Origin of the sequence: Citrobacter cronae, assembly GCF_016893685.1 — a bacterium.
Classification (GTDB): domain Bacteria; phylum Pseudomonadota; class Gammaproteobacteria; order Enterobacterales; family Enterobacteriaceae; genus Citrobacter; species Citrobacter werkmanii.
Map to the genome: position 1 here is coordinate 4181327 of NZ_CP069763.1, position 1086 is coordinate 4182412.

Here is a 1086-nt window from a genome sequence, read left to right on the forward strand (position 1 = left end):
ACTGATTAACCGAGGCAATCAGCAATCCCCGTTAGCGCGTCAGGCGTGCGATATCGCGCTGGCCACTCATCACGAACGTTACGGCGACTACGGGCGCAGCAAGATGAAGGAGACATACACGGTGAGAGTTGAAGGTGTGAAGGTCTGGGTGGAGGTAGTGAACCGTAAGGCTAGCTACGTGGCCACGGCGATGACAGGTATGCGCCGGTTGCGCGCGCTACCTGGCCAGGTGAGTTGATAACGATATTTCATTAACAATTTTCCGGCAGCTCTATAATAAGTTGCCGGAAGCCGGAGGTAGTATGGCCAAGCTTCTTAATCTGCTGGAATGGGCGAATTCAACTTATTCAACCCCACCGTCTCTTTCAACACTTCGCCGCTGGGCACGGGAGGGGCGTATTTACCCAGCCCCGGAACTTCACGGCAAAGAATATAAGGTTCAGCCTGACGCCATCTATGTGGATCCGAGCAAAAAGAACCTTCGTCCCAAAGCAAAACGCATACCGCTGCCAACTGGTGGCACTCTACTGGAGAGACTGACTCATGGCGAAAAGGCCAGTACGTTACGACGCTAACCTGCCCCGTAACCTGACCTATCGTAAAAGAGACCGGCTTTACAGCTGGCGAAACCCGATTACCGGTCAAGAATTATCTCTTGGCCGGATCGACAGAAAGGACGCCATTTCTCAGGCCATCGAGGCCAACAACTACATCGACCAGAATTACCTTCCGTCAGCGCTGCTGGACCGTATAAAGGAAACACCAACATTTACGGTGAAAGCGTGGCTCGAGCGCTACGAAGTAATTCTTGAGCGAAGAGAATTGAAGCCCAACACTATGAAGGTCAGGCACAATCAGATCGCCACTATCAGTGATGAATTCGGACGTATGCCGCTATCGTCGGTCAGCACGAAGGATGTATCTACTTTCCTGGAGAGTTACATACTCTGCGATAAGAAGAGCATGGCCTCAGGCCTGCGTTCGGTATTGTTGGATATTTTCAGAGAGGCGATCGTCGAGGGACATATTGAAAGGAATCCGGCAGAGCCGACAAGAACGCCGACACCCAAAGTAAAGCGCGAGCGT

At 52.1% G+C, this 1086-nt stretch carries 3 protein-coding genes; all 3 read left to right on the forward strand.

Translation table 11 applies throughout. The features are described from left to right. On the forward strand, positions 1-238 hold a 238-nt coding region (locus JSN25_RS18135), incomplete at its 5' end, for a DUF4060 family protein (RefSeq protein ID WP_204525175.1). 64 nt (positions 239-302) lie between these two features. Next, positions 303-575, forward strand: coding sequence for an excisionase (locus tag JSN25_RS18140; RefSeq protein WP_181640991.1), 273 nt, complete (start codon positions 303-305; stop codon positions 573-575). Next, positions 544-1086 (forward strand): phage integrase central domain-containing protein (locus JSN25_RS18145; protein WP_204525214.1); only part of this gene is annotated, 543 nt, incomplete at its 3' end. The genes JSN25_RS18140 and JSN25_RS18145, both read left to right, overlap by 32 nt.